The following is a 2,103-nucleotide window of genomic DNA, read 5'->3' on the forward strand; positions in this document are numbered from 1 at the left end:
GTGGAATTTCTTGCCGTTCACGCCCGGCCTGGTCGGCGGCCACTGTATCGGCGTCGATCCCTATTATCTGACGCATGCGGCCGAGCGCCTCGGCTACCATCCGCAGGTCGTGCTGGCGGGCCGCCGCGTCAACGATTCCATGGGTCATCTGATCGGCCGGGAGTGCGTACGGCGCCTCGTCAAACTCGGCCGCGGCACGAACGGTGTCATCGTGCTGGGCGTGACTTTCAAGGAAAACGTGCCGGACGTGCGCAACAGCAAGGTTGTCGACATCGTTTCCGAGATCGAGTCATTTGGCTTGCGCGTGCAAGTGACCGATCCGGAGGCCGACGCTGGCGAGGCAGCGCGCGAATATGGCGTAACGCTCGTTCCGTTCGAGAAACTCGAGCCGGCCGATGCGATCATCCTGGCGGTCAGCCATCGCGATTTCGTAGCCGGCAGCTGGCCGATGGTGACGCGGCTGCTCCACGGCGGCAACGGCGTCGTGTTCGACGTCAAGGGGGTGCTCGACCGCGCCGCGCGTCCCGAAAATATCGACCTGTGGCGGATGTGAACCGGCGCACTGATCATGTTCCACGTCGAGCGCGGACTGACACGGATCAAGTGGACGCTCGCGCGCGCTATCCGCAGGATCCTTTTTCGCTCAAGGCGATTGCTGGCCCACAGCCGCCTGGCATCGCGCCAGTACCGTCTATGGATTAAAAGATACGGCGTGATTAGCCCCGTGCTGCGCGACACGATGCGGGCGGAAATCGCCACGTGGCCGGTGCACCCGACAATCTCTGTCATCATGCCGAGCTACGATATCGACCCGAAATGGATTGAGCAGGCAATCGAGTCGGTTCGCCGTCAGATTTATCCGCACTGGGAATTGTGCATCTCCGACGACGCGTCAACGCTACCCGGCATTCGGCCGCTGCTGGAGCGGTTTGCCGCGGACGACTCGCGCATTCGCGTGACGTTTCGCGATGAAAACGGCCATATCAGCGAGAACTCGAACACGGCGCTGGCGTTGGCCAGCGGTGAATACGCCGCCCTTATGGATGCCGACGACCTATTGAGCGAGGACGCGCTGTTTTGGGTTGCGCGCGAGATCGCGGCGCATCCGGACGTTGATCTGCTCTTTTCCGATGAAGACAAGATTGACCGAACGGGTAAACACTTCGGACCGTATTTCAAGTCGGCGTGGAATCCCGCGCTCATGCTCTCACAGAATGCCTTTTCGCATCTCGGCGTGTTTCGCCGCAGCCTCGTGCAGGAGGTTGGCGGATTTCGTAAAGGCTTTGAGGGTTCCCAGGATTACGATCTGGTCCTGCGCTGCGCAGAGCGAACGACACCTGATCGCATCAGGCACATTCCGCGCGTTCTTTATCATTGGCGCGCCCTACCGGATTCGACAGCGAGTACAGCTTCCGCCAAGTCCTACGCCTGGGAGGCCGGGAGGAGGGCGATCGCCGGGCATTTGCAGCGGCTCGGCGTGAGCGCCCAAGTTAAGCCGGCGCTCCAAAGCTACTACCAGGTCGAGTACGACAACCCAACGACGATGCCGCTGGTCAGTGTGATCGTGCCCACCACCCTTTCCGGTGGCACCGCAACCACATGCCTTGCTTCGGTATTGACAAAATCAAGCTCCAAAAATTTTCAGCTCGTCCTTGTCGCTCACGTGGACCGCGTTGACGCGGCACGACGCAACGACATACTCGCGAAAATTCTCAAACATCCCCGCGTGCGGGTAGTCGAATACGAGGACAGAGCTTTCAATTTTTCACGCGTCAGCAATCTGGGGGCCCGGTCGAGCGACGGCTGTATGCTTTGTTTTCTCAACGATGATGTCGAAGTGATCAGCAAAGACTGGCTGGATCAGCTTGTCGTCCGTGCAAGCCTCGAAGGCGTAGGAGCGGTCGGTTCGATGCTGTACTACCCATCCAATGCCATCCAGCATGCCGGCGTCATCCTTGGCGTAGACGGCATCGCCGATCATGCCTGGAAGCATTGGCCGCGCGGCTCTGCGGGATATTTCGGGCGTGCCATTCTGGAGCAGGATCTGACCTGCGTGACCGCCGCCTGCATGCTGGTCAGGCGTGAGGTTTTCCAAGCGGTCGG

Annotated in this window: 2 protein-coding genes; both read left to right on the plus strand. The window is 60.4% G+C overall.

Annotated elements, in window-relative coordinates; translation table 11 throughout:
- Positions 1 to 553, plus strand: a 553-nt coding sequence (locus tag WB528_RS02290; RefSeq protein WP_423886808.1) for a UDP binding domain-containing protein, incomplete at its 5' end; no start/stop codon positions are given.
- A 15-nt stretch (positions 554 to 568) separates the two neighbouring features.
- Positions 569 to 2,103 (plus strand): glycosyltransferase family 2 protein (locus tag WB528_RS02295; protein ID WP_423886810.1); only part of this gene is annotated, 1,535 nt, incomplete at its 3' end.

The sequence above is a fragment of the Bradyrhizobium sp. genome (assembly GCF_049586575.1).
GTDB lineage: Bacteria > Pseudomonadota > Alphaproteobacteria > Rhizobiales > Xanthobacteraceae > Bradyrhizobium.